The following is a 15,393-nucleotide window of genomic DNA, read 5'->3' on the forward strand; positions in this document are numbered from 1 at the left end:
ACAGGAGTGTATCGATGGGATACTCTGGAGTCACGCGAGCCCTCCTCCTCACCGTCGAATGTGAGGCCTTGCACACGATCCCTCCCCGACGTTCCGAGGACCCCATGACCGAACTGTTCGACCCGCTGCCCGAGTCCGCGGACACCCGGCGCAAGGAGAACACCCGCACGAAGCTGGTGCGCGCCTCGCTCGACGTCTTCGTCGAGAAGGGCATCGACGGCGCGACCGTGGACGACCTGGTCCGCGCAGCCGGCTTCACGCGAGGGGCGTTCTACTCCAACTTCTCCACCAAGGAGGAGGTCTTCGCCGCACTGTTCGCCTCGGTCACCGAAGAGATGCTGGCCATCGCGAACTCGGCGGTCGCCAATGCCCTGGTCTCGACCCGCACCGACCCCGCGGAGCCCCAGAGCATCTCCGAGATCGACGACGCGGAGGTGATGATCGCGGTCTTCGAGGGGATCCGGCCCTTCGGGCGCCAGTGGTACCTGCTGTACTCCGATGCCATCGCGCGATCGCTGCGGGATACGACCATGCGGGCCGAGCTCGCCGTCCAGCGCGAGCGGCTGCGGGACGAGATCGGCAAGCTGCTGACCACGCGCATCGAGGAGGCGGGGGACCGCCCGCTGCTGCCGCCGGAGGATCTCGCCCAGCTGCTGGTGGGCGTGTTCGTCGATCTCATGGTGCGCGAACAGATGGACGGGCGGGACATCACCTCGCTCGCCGCGACCACCATCCTGGGGACCCTGCGCGCCTTCGTCGAACCCCGCACGACGGGGCAGAGCGACACACAAGCACCCTCGCAGTGACCACAGATCGCGCGGCGTGTCCGTTTCGCCACGACACGCCGTAGTTGCGCAGGTCGCCGCGCCGGTTGCGCGCTTGCATACGGTGGAGCCGGTGTGGCATCCGTCGCACTGCGCTTCCCCGCTTCCCCAGGAGACTGACATGCCTCCCTACCGTCCCCGACACCTCGCGCCTCCCGCGAGCCCACCGGCCACCGCCTCCTCCCGCCGTTCCGTCCTGCGCGGTGGCGTGCTGGGTGCTGCCGCCCTCAGCGCCGGCACCGCCGCTGTGCTCGCACCCGCTGCCAACGCCGCCGGTATCTACGGTCAGGACGTCTCCGGCTGGCAGGGTGAGGTCGACTGGGCCGCCCAGGCCGCAGCCGGCTCCCGCTTCGCCTACGTCAAAGCCACCGAGGGCCGCTCGTACCGCAGCCCGGCGTTCAACCACCAGTACCTCGGGGCCGGCAATGCCGGCCTGGTGCGCGGCGGCTACCACTTCGCCCGCCCCGATTCCGGAGGGCCCGAGGAGCAGGTGGACTTCTTCGTCAACAACGGGGGAGGCTGGAGCGACGACGGGCGCACCCTGCCCGGCCTCGTCGACCTCGAGGAGTACACAGGCCTGCCGCGCAACTACGGCTATACCGCGCAGGAGATGCGCGAGTGGATCATGGGCTTCTCCAATCGGTACCTCGAGCACACGGGCCGCCGTCCCGTGCTGTACACCAACCTCAACTGGTGGAACGACGTGGTGGGGGACTGGACTCCCGTGAACTCGCCGCTGTTCCTGGCGGCATATCGCGAGGATCCGCCCACCGTGCTTCCGGGCCGCTGGTGGGCCTGGGAGATGTGGCAGTACTCCTCCTCGGGACCGTTCGCCGGGGACTCCAATCTCTGGCACGGCAGCGAGGAGCAGTTCGAGAGCTTCGTCGGCGATTCCGACTACGACGCGATCGGTATCTGAGAACTCCGACACCGCACCCCGCGTCCCGCTCCGGCCGGGTCGCAGTCACGTGGCTGCGACCCGGCCGGCTGTGTACTCTGCCTCGGTGAACACCACCGACAGCACTCCGCAGACCACCCCGCCCGTCCCGTCTGGAAGCCCGGCCGGCGCCGTCTACGCCGACCGGGGCAGCTCCCACTTCGACATCCTCCTCGCCGCCATGGTCACCGTGGTGATCCTCTCCGGCATCGGCGCCGCCAAGGGGGTCAGCTTCGGCACCATCCCCGGCATCGGCTTCGAGATCATCACCGACGGCGGCTTCTTCCTCTTCCCCCTCGCCTACGTCCTCGGCGACATCGTCACCGAGCTGTACGGCCCCCGCGCAGCCCGCCGCGCGGTCCTCACCTCCTTCTCCGTCAGCATCCTCGCCTCCCTCAGCTACTGGGTGATCATCGCCCTGCCGCCGCTGGGCGACGACTACGGCCAGGCCAAGCAGGAAGCCCTGGAACTGGCCCTGGGCCCTGTCTGGATCGTGGTCCTCGCCGGGCTCGCCGGGTTCCTCGCCGGCCAGTCCCTGAACTCGTTCGTGGTCAGCCGCATGAAGCGGCGCATGGGGGAGCGGGGCCTCATCGGCCGGCTGTTCACCTCGAGCGGCCTGGGAGAACTGGTCGACACCATCATCTTCTGCACCATCGCCTCGGCCGCGATCGGTATCACCACCGTCGAGCAGTGGGCCGAGTACACGATTCTCGGGTTCGTCTACAAGGTCGCCGTCCAGTACCTCATGATCCCGGTGACCTCAGCAGTGATCCGCTGGCTCAAGCGCACCGACCCCACCTACCAGGCGCGACTCGCCGATCTGGAGGGAACCGGCGGCATCGCTCCGGCGACGTCGGCCCCAGCCCGCCCCGCGCTCTGATCCCAGCTGGGACCCCGGGTCGGGACCCGGGCAGAGTGCCGAGATCTCACCCAGGGAAATCCTCTTCCAGCGCTGTACAGCCCGGTCATAGCATGGAGGGCTCGCGCCGCCTCCCCTCCACGGTCTCTCCGTGGCCGCGCGGCGCGACCCCTTCAGCGTGAAAGGACCCCCGTGGCTTCCGCCGCCCCCGACCCCCGGCGCGATGACGACCGTGACGATCATCGCGATGAACCCCTGACCTCCACAGGCTCGATCCCTACGACCACCACCGGTTCGATCCCGACCATCACCGGTGCCATCCCGGTGATGGAGGATCCGGCCGATCACGACATCGCGCATCTGCCCAGCGAAGCGGATCTGAGGCGCACGCGGGACAAGGTCACCGTGATGGTGATCGTCGTGCTGACTACTCTCAGCGCGATCGGCCCGCTGGCCACCGACATGTACATCCCGGCCTTCCCGGAGGTCGCCGACGAACTCGGCACCACGGCCTCGCGGATGCAGCTGACCATCACCGCGTTCTTCCTCGGCACTGCCAGCGGCCAGGTGGTGGCCGGCCCGCTCTCGGACCGTCTGGGCCGGCGAGCCCCGCTGCTGCTGGGCATCGTGCTGTGCCTGCTCGCCTCGCTCGGCTGCGCCTTCGCCTCCAGCGCCGAGATGCTGCTGGTGCTGCGCGTCATCCAGGGCATCGGCGGGGGATTCGGGATGGTGCTGGGTCGCGCCGTGCTGATCGACATGACCGACGGCCCCGAGCTGTTCCGCACCATGAACATCATGCAGGGCGTCGGCGGCATCGCCCCGATCGTCGCGCCGCTGCTGGGCGGCCTCATCCTGATCGTCGGTCAGTGGCGCGAGATCTTCCTGGTAATCGCGGGCATGTCCCTGCTGTCGCTGATCGGTGTGCTGGTGCGGATTCCCGAATCGCTGCCGGTCTCGCGCCGCCATTCCGGGGGATTCCATACGTTCCTGCGAAACTGCCGCACGCTGCTGGGCCGACGGATCTTCGTCGCCTACATGCTGGTCAACGCCTTCTCCGCGTTCGCGCTGATGGCCTACGTCTCCGCGTCGTCGTTCGTGGTCCAGGAGATGCTCGGGTTCACCTCCACCGAGTACTCGGTGAGCTTCGCGATCAACTCCTGCGGAATGATGGCGCTGTCCCTGCTCTCGGCGCGCCTGACGCATACGATCCATCCGCGCCGCCTGATCCGGGTGGGCCTGATCCTGGTGTCCTCGGCGAGCTTCTCTCTGCTGATCGGCAGCCTGTTCCTGGATACGCCCGCCTGGATCGTGCTGCCGGCGTTCTTCTTCACCGTGGCCCCGCAGGGGCTGATCTTCGGCAACGGCGGCGCTCTGGCCGCCGATCAGGCGCGGGAGTTCGCCGGGACCGGTTCGGCGATGCTGGGCCTGGGCTTCTCCTTCGCCGCCTCCATCGCGGCACCCCTGGTGGGCATCGCGGGCACGCATTCCTCGCTGCCGATGGCGGTGACGATGGTGATCGGCTGCACGATCTCGGTGTGCTGGTTCATCGCCGCGGGCCGGGGGAGCGGCGCGACCGCCGTGCGCGGCTGACTCATCACCCCATCCGACGGGCGGGGACGACGAAGGTCGTAGGCGGCGGCGTCGAACACCGGCCACGGGACGGAGCGCTGAGCCGCCGAAACGCCATGGCAGAGCCAGGGGAGAGGCGCCAGCCTGGGAGCATGAACATCGCATCCTCCTCCTCAGCTCGTCCCCATCCGAGCCCCGGCCCGGATCAGACCCCCGGCCCGCATACGTCGATGCCGCGGCAGCCCGTCGGAACCGCACCCGCCGTCGCCCCGGACGGCGCAGCCCCCGCGGCGCCCGGTCTGCCGACCGGCTCCGCCCACTTATCCCATCCCGCCCCGAACCGGCCGTTCGGTGCGCATGTCCGGATGAGCTGGTGGAAGCCTCTGGTGATCGTCGTCGCCGCGGTGGTCCTCATGGTCGGGACGAGCTTCGTGCTCGGCATCGCCGCGATGATCGCCGAGGTGCTGCTGTTCGACCGTGATCCGGAGAACCTGCAGATGACGCCGCTGATGCTGCTGGCGACGAATGCCAGCCTCGTCATCATGGCGGTGCCCACCCTGATCCTGACCGCCTGGCTGAGCCGCACCCCATGGCGTCGGCTGCTCCAGGCGGACGGGCGCGTCCGGTTCGGTCGTGGCGGGCTGTACCTGGTGATCTTCGGCGCCCTCGTCCTCGTGGCCACTGCCGTGATGTCGCTGGTCGACCCCTCGACGGCAGGCGTCGGCGGCTTCGCCGTCTCGGGCACGACGATCGCCCTGATCGCGGCCGTCGTGCTGACGACGCCGCTGCAGGCCGCCGCCGAGGAGATCACGTTCCGCGGGGCCATCATGCCGGCCGTGGCTTCGTGGATCCGGCCGGCCCGCGCGGCCGTCGTCGTCGGGCTGGCCGGCTCCAGCCTCGTGTTCGGCACCGTGCATCTGTCCGCCGATCCGTGGCTGTTCGCCTACTACACCTTGTTCGGCGCCAGCATGGCCGCCATGGCCGTGATCAGCAGAGGGCTCGAGGCTCCGATCGCCTTCCACGTCGCGAACAACGTGGTGATGATGCTGCTGGCGGCCCTGTTCGCCGACGGCGGCGGCTTCACCATCGATCGTTCGGTGGGCATGGGTGGGCCGTTCATGCTGTTCTTCATCGCGGTCGACGTGCTCGCCGTCGTCATCGTGTGGCTCATGGAGCGTCGGGCCCGCCGCGAGCGTCGTACGCTCGAATCATGAACCCGGTCACACAGGTCCAGGTCAGTCAGATCCAGGTGAACCTCTTCTGCGAGGACGTCGAGCAGTGCCTCGCGTTCTACACGGCGTTCGGCTTCGCTGAAGCGTTTCGCACGCCGCAGGACGGTCCGCCGACCCATGTGGAGATCGACGCCGCGGGCACGCGGATCGGGCTGACGTCGGCGGCGACAGCGAACGAGCTCGTGAGGCTGGGCGTGACGACACCGGGTACACCGTCCGCGGAGATCGCACTGTGGTGCGAGGACGTGGACGCGGCCCATGAGCGCGCGGTCTCCGTCGGCGCACGCAATCTGGTCGAGCCGACGCACTCGCCGGATGGCAGGCTTCGGTTCGCCTGGGTGCGCGATCCCGAGGGGCACCAGCTGAAGTTCGTCCAGACGCGCTGAGAGGCGTCTGCCGGCATGTGGCGCTCTGCTCATCGAGAGTGCGCAGAGCGAGCTGCACGAGATCGACCGCTCCACCCCTCCCGATGAACCGCCGATAATGTACGTTATGTAAAGTGGAGTGGAAGCAGCCGACCATAGGCCCTCTCGAGCTTCCCGACCGGCGCTCCCCTCCAGCCTGGGACCACGCTCATCGGACGCAACTCCCCAGTGACAGCAACGAGTTCCGGTACGCAGTCTCAGTCCGGTACGCCGTCTCAGGCCGTCTCAGTACGCCGCGACGACGCCGCTGCCGTCGGACCAGGCCGCCACGAGACGCACGGTGCCATCCAGCTCGCCGACGGTCCGCACGACGGTGAACGGCGCACCGTCCAGCAGCGTCTCGGCGCTCGGCAGCTCTTCGCCCTCATCGACCTCGAGACTCAGCGTGACGGACTGGGCACGGCTGCCTGCCGGCTTTCCCTCCGCGTCGACGATCTCGAGCTCGGCCTGCTGCTGCTGACCGCACAGCGCCCGCCGGAAGCAATCCAGGACGGCCTCGTCCTGCAGCCCGTCGTAGACGTAGCGCTGCCCGAGCACCGAGTGCTCCATGAGCCCGATCAGGTGCTCCTCCGCGTCGGCGACGGGCGCGCCGCGATACGCCAGCGGCAGGTGGAAGATCGTCTCCCCCACGCGTGCCACATGGCACTCGATGCCGACCTCGCCCTCGGGGTCATCGAAGCGGTAGGCACCCAGCACCTCGAGCTCCCCCGCCTCGCCCCACGACCGGGACTCCAGGAACGTGCGCAGCATGTCGGATTTGCTCGGGGTCAGCTCGGCCTGGTGGATCGTCGCCATGGCTCCAACCTATCGCGGTGCGGCTCCAGGGCCGCACTGCTCACGCCGCGACCGGCGACGCGATCCTCCCGTCGAACAGGCGGATGACACGGTCTGCGCCGACGGCCATCCGTGGATCATGGGTCGCCATGATCACCGCACTCGGCGGCGATGGCCTGCAGCAGGGCCAGCACCTTCCCTGCGGCGCGCGAGTCCAGAGCGCCGGTGGGTTCGTCGGCGAACACGATCTCCGGTTCATTGATCAGAGCTCGGCAGATGCCCACGCGTTGCGCCTGACCTCCGGAGACCTCGCCCGCGAAGCGGCTCTCCAGGTCCGCGACCCCCATCCGTTCCAGGAGCTCACGAGCCCGCGCCGTGACCTGGGCCCGGGATGCCCGACGGGCCGCGCGGCCGGGCAGCACCACGTTCTCCAGCATCGTGAGGTCGCGCAGCAGTTCCGGTTGCTGGAAGACCACACCGATCCGGTGCAGCCGGCGCGCGGCGAGCTGCTCGTCCCCCAGTGCTGTCAGCTCCTCTCCCCCGAGCTCGATGCTGCCGGTGCTGGGCCGGGACATGCCGCTGAGGGTCTGCAGCAGCGTGGATTTGCCACTGCCGGAGGGGCCGGAGACGGCCACGAACTCCCCCGCACCGACCTCGAGATCGATTTCATGCAGCAGCTGTGTGGTTCCGACGTGGTGGCTCACCCCTCGGGCGCGCAGCGCGTCTTCACTCATGATGGTCCTCTCCTCGTGGTGCGTTCGATGGTGGCCAGTCGGGTCGCGACGGTGACGGCAACGGCAAGCACCAGGGGTATGGCGACCAGGACGATCACGGGCGCACGGTGCAGGGTGATGCGGCTGGTGCCCTGACCGAGAGTGGCCAGTCCCCCGGTCATGGCCTCGATCATCACGTTCAGTCCGCCCTGTGCGATGAGTTGGCTGAGCAGCAGTCCCAGCGGCAGGGCCAGCAGCAGTGCGGCCAGCATGCGCACGAGGTACGGGCTGCGGCGCACGTCGCGCGGGATGCCGAGGGCACGCTGGGTGTCGAGCTGGCGCGCGTCCTCGGCCAGCACCATGCGCGTGACCAGCGCGGCGATCAGTCCCGCGAGCGCCGCCGCGACCGCGGCCGCGGCCGTCGCCGCTCGCGTCATGCCCCCAGCCATTCCGCCCAGCAGCTGCTGGTGATACATGCTCACATCCCCCACCGTGGCCTCCGGCAGGGCGGCGGCGAGGTCGGCGATCAGCGCCTCCTGGTCCGCACCGGGTGCCAGGCGCGTGGCGATCACGGACCACTGCACCTCCTCCTGCGCGGTGGGCAGCTGAGCCTTGGCGGTCAGCCCGCCCTGGGTGACGTCCTGGTAGGCGCCGACGACCCGCAGCGGCCGGGCCCCGGCCGCTGTCCGCACGGTCAGCGTGTCGCCCAGGCTCGCGCCGGTCTCGGCCAGCGCGACCAGGCTGAGGGCGATCTCCTCGTCGGCCGTCGGCGCGCGGCCTTCGGCATACTGGACGGGCAGGACCGTGTGGTCACCGGACTCGATGGGGAGATTGAGCGGAGGGCCGTCCTCGACCTCGACCAGGTGGCGGGTGCTCACTCTGGCCGCGTACTCCTCGATGCGGGGATCCGAGGCGACGGCGGCGAGGGCACGCTCGTGCATCGAGGAGTCGACCTCCCCGGCGAGCGGAACGTCGATCCGGACGTCGAACCGACCGATACCCATCGCTGTGACGATCCCCGGTGACGTGAGGGTCGATGCCACCCCGGTCGGGGCCGCCGCCAGCACGGTGCACAGCGTGAAGACCGTCAGCAGCATGAACGACGAGCCGGCGCGCCGCACGAGCGTGCGCAGTCCCAGCAGCAGCGGGACGGGCAGGGGCGAACTGTGCAGGCTCAACAGCCCGAACAGACCGTGTGCCCGGCTCGGCCCGCTCCGGCCTGCCGCGCCGCTCGCCGCTCCGCGCAGCACCTCGACGGGGTCGATCCGACGGATGCGCCTCAGCATCAGGGAGACACCGGCGAGTGCCACGATCAGCACCGCGAGCGCTGCGACCACGGGTGCCAGCAGGACCGCTGCCCCGCCGGTGGGGCCCGAGTACGCCGTGAGATCCGCGGCGAGCGCGGAACCGAGCGTGATACCTCCGAGCAGCCCGATGATCGTCGCGGCCAGTGCGATCGTTCCGTAGCGCAGCAGATAGGCGCGGCGCAGGTCAGCGCGGCGGATCCCGAGGGCACGCAGGACCCCGATCTCGCGACGCTCCCGCGCCAGCGCGGTCGCCAGCGCCAGCCGTACACAGATCAGCGCGATCGCCAGCACCACGAGGGCCGCGCCCAGCACGGCGGCGGCCACCAGGCCGTCTCCGAGCACGGCGAACAGCATGAACGCCTGGCGGTCCACCATCGGCCCGTCCTCCGGCAGATCCGCCACCTGGTAGGCGGTGCGCACGGCGGAGACCTGCGTCTGCGGATCCTGGAGCCAGAAACTGATCAGGTACTCGGTGCTGCCGGTGCGGTCGGCGATCTCGGCCAGATCCCGCTCGCTGACCAGCAACCGCTTGGAACTCGCCAGAGGCGTGTTCATGAGGGAGTCGCGGAAGAAGCCGGCGACCTCGAGGTCGCGGGCGAAGCCGTCCGGCCCTGTGATGGTCACCTCGGAACCGGTTCGCAGGCCGTCCTCGATCCGGTACATCACCGGCAGCCAGATCGTCCCCGGTCGCACCTCGGTCACGGCCTGCCCGTCCAGATCGAGCATGAGGTCGCTCTCGGCGGACGGGACCGTGAGGGAGTTCTGCTGGATGCTGCTGTCCTGGCCGACACCGTCGAAGCTGAGCTGGGAACCATCCAGACCCAGCAGCAGCTGCGTCCGGTGAGCCGTGACCTCCGGGCGCTCGGCCGCGAAAGCGTCCACCGCACCGGCGTCGAGCTCCCCGGCGTGCATCTGCGCCAGGTGCGGGGCGTCGGCCTGGTCGAGCAGAGCGGTCGACGCGCCGGCCAGGCGGGCCATCAGACCGGCCGCGGCGACGGCGCACAGCACGGCAAGGGCGAGCAGGACGGTGAGGGTCGCGGTGACCGCGGCATCGCGACGAAGACGGCGGACGGTGGCGAGGCCCGGCATGGGCTGGTCCTTCCGGCGGGTGCGCCCCGCTGAAGGCGCGGCGCCTGCCGTCAATCTAGGCGCGCCGCACCCGCGGGGGAACAGCTCGCGGGCAGGTCAGCCGAGAAATCCGGCGATCCCCCGCGAACTCTCGGGGGATATCCCGCGCGCTCCGTCGAACGGCCGGGCTCAGAGTCCGAGCAGCCCCGGCAGCTCGTCCACGCGGGTGATGCGTGGCGCGCTCCCCGCCGGCATCGGGACGCCGGGAGTCTCCAGCAGCACGCTCCGGACCCCGGCGGCCGCGGCGGCTTCGACATCGGCGGGTCGATCGCCGATGGCCAGGCACTCCCCCGGGTCGAGATCGTGCCGGCTCAGCAGCTCCCGGATCATGGCAGGGTCCGGCTTGCGTTCGAACCCGTCCGGCGCGCACACCATGTCGTCGATCCGCAGCTCCAGCGCGTCCAGGAGCGCCTGGGCGCTCGAGCGTTCACGGTGGGTGGCGACCAGGTTCATTCCCCCGGCGCGGCGAACCGCCTCGATCACCTCCGGGGCGCCCTCCATCACCGCGGGAGGGTGGTTGAGCCAGTGCTGCTTGGTCGCCTCGTACGCCACGCGCAGCCGCCGCTCGGAGACTCCGTGGCGCTCGGCGAGGGTGGCGATGGCGTGGGAGCTGGAGACGCGGGTGAGCCGGGCGACCTCGCGCAGCGCCGCGTCGTCGACCTCGGAGTGGACCGCCGAGGCGAGGGCCCGATCGACGTCGGGATACGTGTCCACCAGCGTCCCGCCGAGGTCCCAGATCACTGCTCGCATACCGGCAGTGTGACAGCCTGCGCGACGTCCCGATTGGTCGTCCCGGCCACCGCGGTGTTGACTTGCGCCGTGCCTCTCCTCGATCAGCTGCTCCAGCTCTCCGCGCTGACCCTGGTGCTGCTGATCGGAGCCGCCTTCCTCGCGGGCTGGGTGGACGCCGTGGTCGGCGGGGGCGGTCTGATCCAGCTGCCGGCGCTGCTGACGGCGCTGCCGGCCGACACCTCGACCGCGACGGTGCTGGGGACCAACAAGGTCGCCTCCGCCGCCGGGACCGCGGTGTCCTCGTGGACCTATGTGCGCCGTATCACGCCGGTCGCGGTGACCGCGATACCGCTGGTGCTGTGCGCCCTGCTGGGCAGTGCCGGCGGTGCCGGGCTGGCCACCTTCATCCCCCGACCGTGGCTCTCCCCCATCGTCCTGGTGGCCCTGATCGCCGTCGGCCTGTACACACTGCTGCGACCTGCGATGGGCCTGGTCCACGATCCGCGGCACACCGGCCGCGCCCACATCCTGCGATCCGGAGGCATCGGCGCCGTCGTCGGCCTCTACGACGGCATCCTCGGGCCCGGCACCGGCAGCTTCTTCATCATCCTGATGGTCGCCGTCCTCGGGTACGGCTTCCTCGAGGCCAGCGTGCACGCCAAGCTCGCCAACCTCACCACCAACATCGGCGCCCTGCTGGTGTTCGGGACCCAGAGCGAGGTGTGGTGGCTCCTGGGCGCCGTCATGGCCATCGCCAACGTGCTCGGCGGCTATCTCGGTGCGCGACTCGCGATCAGGTTCGGCTCCGGTTTCGTGCGGATCGTGTTCCTGATCGTCACCGGGGCCCTCGCGCTGCGACTGGCAGTGGACACAGTGGCGCTCATCACCTGAGATGGGGCTTCGGGGGGAATACTCCCCTGCCTCGTGTCGTTGTCCTTTCAGTCACCACCTGCCGCCCAGCCGGCGGCCCGTTGCCTGGAGGTCACGATGGATCCGACGACACTGTTCAGCTATGAGCGTCACGTCGACTCGCGCTCCTTGCGCGCCCGCACGCTCCTGGTCACCCTCGGCGCGTTCAGCGACGCCGGTAACGCCCAGGACCTGGTCGACGATCACCTGCTCAACACCCTGCCCAGCCGCGTCGTCGGCCGTCTGGACATGGACCAGGTCTACGACTACGCCGGTCGCCGCCCCGAGGTCACCCTGGAGCTGGACCATTTCTCGGACTACGAGAAGCCCGAGATCCTGCTGCACGAGGTCACCGACCCCGACGGTGAGCCGTTCTTCCTGCTCACCGGCCCGGAGCCGTCCTTCCAGTGGGAGCGTGTGGCCAATGCGCTGCGCATCGTCGTCGATCAGCTCGGCATCGAGCGCACCCTGCTGGTGCAGGGCTTCCCGGCACCTGTCCCCCACACGCGTGAGCTGCCGGTGACGCGCTTCGCGGGCAACCCGCAGTCCATCGCCGTGCGCCGCACCATGCCCGGCACCTTCCGTCTGCGCGCGCCGTTCACCGCGCTGCTGACGATGCGTCTGGCCGACGCCGGTCACGAGGTGGTCGGTCTGGTGGTGCACGTGCCGCAGTACCTCCACGAGATGTCCTACCCCGACGCGGCGATCGCGCTGCTGACGGCGATCGGTCAGGAGAAGGGCCCGCACGTGCCGGTCGACGCGCTCGAGGCCCAGGCCGGGCCGGTGCGCGAGGCCGTCGCCGCTCAGGTCGAGCAGGCGCCGCAGCTGCAGGAGATGGTCGAGGGGCTCGAGCAGCGCTTCGACCGGATGATCACCTCCGGCGCCGGAGCCGAGGTCCCCACGGCCGATGACATCGCCGCCGAGGTGGAGAACTACCTGGCCGGGATCGCCGAGGACCACGGGGACGACGGGACAGACGGCGACGCGCCGGCCCCGGACGATGGGCGGCCCGACGCCGACGGTTCCTCGGTCGCAGAGGATCCGCAGCTGGACGAGGATGACTCCTCCTCGGATCAGGACTCGTCCGGCTCCGGTCTCTGAGGGTCGCGCTGCGGGAGCGGCTGCTCAGCGCAGCGACAGCCGTTCCCGCGGATCCTCGCGGGGCAGCTCCGGGTCCGCGACGGCGGTGACCTGGATCCCCGTCAGCGTCACGTTGCCGGCCAGCGTGGTCATGAAGGCGGTGTCCGCCGCATCCTGCCCGGTCGCTATGCGCACCATCGAGGCACGCGGCGCCAGACGGGTCGAGTCGAGCACGAGCCAGGTCCCCTCGACCAGGGCCTCGACCACGAGATGGAAGTCCATCGGACTGAGCCCTGGGGCGTACGCCGAGGCGCACCGCGCCGGGATGCCGCTGGCACGCAGCAGCGCCACGGTCAGGTGCGCGTAGTCGCGGCACACCCCCTGTCGGGAGTCGTAGGTGGTGCGCGCGGAATCGGTGACGGTGCTGGAGCCGGGGACGTAGTCGAGCTGATCGCCTACCCAGTCGACGACGGCGTCGGCGGCCTCGATCCCGGTGCGCCCGCCGACGATCTCGCGGGCGATCCCGGTGAACTCGTCGACCTCGCAGTACCGCGAGGGGCGCAGGTGCTCGGCCGTCTCGGCGTCCACGTCCCCGGGGTGCGGGACCGGGGCGGGGATGATGCCGCGGGCGGCGTAGACGATCTCCACCTGCCCGGCCGGCAGCCCGGTGACGGTGTGGAGTCTGCTGCCGAAGCGGTCCCGGGTCTCGGTGACCGGATGCGGCCGGGACCCCGCCAGCACCGTCAGCGACTCCTGCGCCACCGGTGCCCGAGAGACGGCCACCAGCAGGGCGATGTCCGTCCCTGCCGCGACCTCCGCTGTCATCCACGCGCGCACATGTCTCTCCACGCTCTCAGTCTCTCCCATCGCAGGCTCGCTGCGGAACGGACCGTCTTTGCCCGGACGTGATCACCGACATAGTGTGGTCATCCCGGTATCGGATCGGGTCACAGTCGAACCTGAGGAGCAGTCAGTGCAGATCTCCGTCCAGCTCTACAGCGTGCGAGAAGCCTTCGCGGCCGACCCGGCCGCCACCCTGCAGCGGCTCTCCGGAATCGGATTCACCCATGTGGAGCCTTTCGGGCTGATGGAGCACGCCGAGACGCTGGGGCCGCTGCTGGCCGAGCACGGCCTCGACGCCCCCTCGGCCCACGTCTCCCTCCTGGGTGCCGAGGACCCGGCCCGGGTGCTCGCGACCGCGGCCGGCCTCGGGGTCCGCACGGTGATCGACCCGCACTGGGGCCGGGAGCACTGGACCCGCGAGGACGACATCAAGGCGACCGCCGAGCGCCTGAACGCACTCGCCCCGGTGGCCGCCGAGAACGGTGTGCGCGTGGGCTACCACAACCATGACCACGAGGCCCGGCCGGTCTTCGAGGGCCGCTGCGGACTGGAGGTGCTCGCCGATCACCTCGACCCCCGCGTCGTCCTGGAGCTGGACACGTTCTGGGCGGCCGTCGGCGGCACCGATCCGGCGGAACTGCTGGGACGTCTCGGCCAGCGCGTTCAGCTGGCACATCTCAAGGACGGCCACCTGCAGGGTGACGTCAAGGATCAGCTTCCACTCGGCGAGGGCGAGATGGACGTTCCCGCGATCCTCGCCGCCGCCCCCTGGCTCGAGACCGGCGTCATCGAGTTCGACGACCACTCCGGGGACATCTTCGAGGCCGTCAGCCGCTCCTTCGCGCAGCTGACCTCCCACCTGCAGGGCACCCAGGCATGAGCGGGACCACCGGACCCGTCGGCGTCGGCATCATCGGAGCCGGCGTCATCGCCGCCCAGTACCTCGGCCAGCTGACCACCTACCCGGACATCGACGTCCGCGCCCTCGGTGACCTGCGGCCCGAGGCCGCCGCCGCGCGCGCCGAGGAGCACGGCATCGCCGGGCACGGCCCGGTCGAGGCCGTGCTCGATGATCCTGAGATCGAGATCGTCGTGAACCTGACGATCCCCGCAGCCCACCACGCCGTCTCCCGCGACATCCTCTCCGCCGGCAAGCACGTGTGGAGCGAGAAGCCGCTGACGACGACCCGCGAGGACGCGGCCGACCTGCTGGAGCACGCCCGTCGTCAGGGCCTCCGCATCGGCGGCGCACCGGACACGGTCCTGGGCGCGGGCGTCCAATCGGCGCTGCGTGCCGTGCGGGCCGGGGAGATCGGCGAGCCGCGCTCCGCGCTCGCTCAGTTCCGCTCCCCCGGTCCCGAATCCTGGCACCCCAACCCGGACTTCCTGTTCCAGGCCGGCGCCGGGCCGCTGTACGACATGGGCCCCTACTACCTGACCACCCTGGTGCTGGCCTACGGGCCCGTGGTCTCCGTCTCCGCGGTGGGATCGCGGTCCCGGGACACCCGCACGATCGGGTCGGGCCCGCGTGCCGGTGAGTCGTTCGCCGTGGAGGTCCCCACCCGGGTCCAGGGGCTGCTGCGCTTCGCCGACGGCGCCTCCGCCGCGGTCGAGTTCTCCTTCGACGATGCGCTGGACCGTCCGCACGTGCTGGAGCTGGCCGGGTCCGCAGGCACCATCGCCCTGCCCGATCCCAACCAGTTCTCCGGCGTCTCCGGCATCGCGATGCGCGGGGAGGACGACTGGACCGAGCGCGGGCCCGTCGGCGCCGTCGGCGGGCGCGGCCTGGGAACGCTGGAGATGGCGCGGGCCCTGCGCGCCGGCCGGCCGCACCGCCTCACCGGGGAGCTGGCCGCCCACGTCCTGGACGTCATGATCAGTCTCGAGGAGGCCACCACCGTGGACGGTGCGGTGACCGTGTCCTCCACGGTGACCGCACCCGACCTGCTCGACGCGGACTTCGACCCCCACCTCTCGACTCTGTGACCGCTGACCTCGCCCGCAACCGACCGAGCACGCACTTCTCGAAGGAGACCCCTGTGTCCGACACCCCCAACCTCC

15 protein-coding genes are annotated in these 15,393 nt (G+C 70.3%); 10 read left to right on the plus strand and 5 right to left on the minus strand.

The window, feature by feature from the left end; all coding sequences use genetic code 11:
• Positions 1–104: 104 nt before the first annotated feature.
• The 6 genes from ACFQRJ_RS03465 to ACFQRJ_RS03490 all read left to right on the plus strand — a co-directional run bounded on the left by ACFQRJ_RS03465 (position 105) and on the right by ACFQRJ_RS03490 (position 5,807).
• Positions 105–806, plus strand: a complete 702-nt coding sequence (locus ACFQRJ_RS03465; RefSeq protein ID WP_377017060.1) for a TetR/AcrR family transcriptional regulator — start codon at positions 105–107, stop codon at positions 804–806.
• Between the two features lie 139 nt (positions 807–945).
• Positions 946–1,743, plus strand: coding sequence for a GH25 family lysozyme (locus ACFQRJ_RS03470; RefSeq protein WP_377017062.1), 798 nt, complete (start codon positions 946–948; stop codon positions 1,741–1,743).
• An 85-nt stretch (positions 1,744–1,828) separates the two neighbouring features.
• On the plus strand, positions 1,829–2,641 hold the full coding sequence (locus ACFQRJ_RS03475) for a queuosine precursor transporter (protein ID WP_377017064.1): 813 nt from the start codon (positions 1,829–1,831) through the stop codon (positions 2,639–2,641).
• 171 nt (positions 2,642–2,812) lie between these two features.
• Positions 2,813–4,210: a multidrug effflux MFS transporter gene (locus ACFQRJ_RS03480; RefSeq protein WP_377017066.1), complete on the plus strand. Its 1,398-nt coding sequence runs from the start codon at positions 2,813–2,815 to the stop codon at positions 4,208–4,210.
• 344 nt (positions 4,211–4,554) lie between these two features.
• On the plus strand, positions 4,555–5,403 hold the full coding sequence (locus ACFQRJ_RS03485; protein ID WP_377017068.1) for a CPBP family intramembrane glutamic endopeptidase: 849 nt from the start codon (positions 4,555–4,557) through the stop codon (positions 5,401–5,403).
• A complete protein-coding gene (locus ACFQRJ_RS03490) occupies positions 5,400–5,807 on the plus strand; it encodes a VOC family protein (protein ID WP_377017070.1) in 408 nt (135 codons plus the stop codon). The genes ACFQRJ_RS03485 and ACFQRJ_RS03490 overlap by 4 nt, the downstream gene beginning before the upstream one ends.
• A gap of 264 nt (positions 5,808–6,071) precedes the next feature.
• On the opposite strand, the gene ACFQRJ_RS03495 is transcribed toward ACFQRJ_RS03490, so the two are convergent.
• The 4 genes from ACFQRJ_RS03495 to ACFQRJ_RS03510 all read right to left on the minus strand — a co-directional run bounded on the left by ACFQRJ_RS03495 (position 6,072) and on the right by ACFQRJ_RS03510 (position 10,518).
• Positions 6,072–6,641: a hypothetical protein gene (locus ACFQRJ_RS03495; RefSeq protein WP_377017072.1), complete on the minus strand. Its 570-nt coding sequence runs from the start codon at positions 6,639–6,641 to the stop codon at positions 6,072–6,074.
• A gap of 116 nt (positions 6,642–6,757) precedes the next feature.
• Positions 6,758–7,354 (minus strand): ABC transporter ATP-binding protein, encoded by a 597-nt coding sequence (locus ACFQRJ_RS03500; protein WP_377017074.1) that lies wholly within the window; start codon positions 7,352–7,354, stop codon positions 6,758–6,760.
• The gene (locus ACFQRJ_RS03505; protein ID WP_377017076.1) at positions 7,351–9,729 is read right to left on the minus strand and encodes an ABC transporter permease; all 2,379 of its coding nucleotides are present in this window, start codon (positions 9,727–9,729) and stop codon (positions 7,351–7,353) included. Before ACFQRJ_RS03505 ends, ACFQRJ_RS03500 begins: the two co-directional genes overlap by 4 nt.
• Positions 9,730–9,897: 168 nt before the next feature.
• Positions 9,898–10,518, minus strand: a complete 621-nt coding sequence (locus ACFQRJ_RS03510; protein WP_377017078.1) for an HAD-IA family hydrolase — start codon at positions 10,516–10,518, stop codon at positions 9,898–9,900.
• A gap of 69 nt (positions 10,519–10,587) precedes the next feature.
• On the opposite strand from ACFQRJ_RS03510, the gene ACFQRJ_RS03515 reads away from it, so the two are divergent.
• Positions 10,588–11,391, plus strand: coding sequence for a TSUP family transporter (locus ACFQRJ_RS03515; RefSeq protein ID WP_377017080.1), 804 nt, complete (start codon positions 10,588–10,590; stop codon positions 11,389–11,391).
• A gap of 96 nt (positions 11,392–11,487) precedes the next feature.
• The gene (locus ACFQRJ_RS03520; RefSeq protein WP_377017082.1) at positions 11,488–12,510 is read left to right on the plus strand and encodes a PAC2 family protein; all 1,023 of its coding nucleotides are present in this window, start codon (positions 11,488–11,490) and stop codon (positions 12,508–12,510) included.
• A gap of 24 nt (positions 12,511–12,534) precedes the next feature.
• On the opposite strand, the gene ACFQRJ_RS03525 is transcribed toward ACFQRJ_RS03520, so the two are convergent.
• Positions 12,535–13,356 carry a transglutaminase family protein gene (locus ACFQRJ_RS03525; protein ID WP_377017084.1) on the minus strand — a complete coding sequence of 274 codons (822 nt, stop codon included), beginning with the start codon at positions 13,354–13,356 and terminating at the stop codon, positions 12,535–12,537.
• Positions 13,357–13,462: 106 nt separating this feature from the next.
• Between ACFQRJ_RS03525 and ACFQRJ_RS03530 the strand changes: the two genes are divergently transcribed.
• Both ACFQRJ_RS03530 and ACFQRJ_RS03535 read left to right on the plus strand, forming a co-directional pair.
• Complete coding sequence (locus ACFQRJ_RS03530) at positions 13,463–14,212, plus strand: sugar phosphate isomerase/epimerase family protein (protein WP_377017086.1); 750 nt, start codon at positions 13,463–13,465, stop codon at positions 14,210–14,212.
• Entirely contained in the window at positions 14,209–15,318 is a 1,110-nt protein-coding gene (locus ACFQRJ_RS03535; protein WP_377017088.1) for a Gfo/Idh/MocA family protein, read from the plus strand. The genes ACFQRJ_RS03530 and ACFQRJ_RS03535 overlap by 4 nt, the downstream gene beginning before the upstream one ends.
• The last annotated feature ends 75 nt before the right edge of the window (positions 15,319–15,393 follow it).

The sequence above is a fragment of the Brachybacterium sp. GCM10030252 genome, assembly GCF_042666535.1.
In the GTDB taxonomy this organism is placed as follows: Bacteria; Actinomycetota; Actinomycetes; order Actinomycetales; family Dermabacteraceae; genus Brachybacterium.